The following is a 286-nucleotide window of genomic DNA, read 5'->3' on the forward strand; positions in this document are numbered from 1 at the left end:
GCTGCCTTGCTCAACAAAACCGCCTCATTAAATGGCGGACTCAGGAGGATTCGAACCTCCGACCGCTCGGTTCGTAGCCGAGTACTCTATCCAGCTGAGCTATGAGTCCGTAGGTGGTATTTTTAGACCAGATTACCACTGGTTGATGAAGCCGCCTTGATTAACAAAACCGCCCCATTAAATGGCGGACTCAGGAGGATTCGAACCTCCGACCGCTCGGTTCGTAGCCGAGTACTCTATCCAGCTGAGCTATGAGTCCGTGTCTTGCCGCGCATTATAGTTCGCT

Annotated in this window: 2 tRNA genes; both read right to left on the minus strand. The window is 52.4% G+C overall.

From position 1 onward, the window contains the following. Positions 1 to 32: 32 nt before the first annotated feature. Positions 33 to 109, minus strand: a tRNA-Arg gene (locus ACNFCI_RS24125). 73 nt (positions 110 to 182) lie between these two features. After that, positions 183 to 259: transfer RNA gene (locus ACNFCI_RS24130), tRNA-Arg, on the minus strand. Positions 260 to 286: the final 27 nt, after the last annotated feature.

Source organism: Pseudomonas sp. NY15356 (genome assembly GCF_048068175.1).
GTDB lineage: Bacteria > Pseudomonadota > Gammaproteobacteria > Pseudomonadales > Pseudomonadaceae > Aquipseudomonas > Aquipseudomonas putida_K.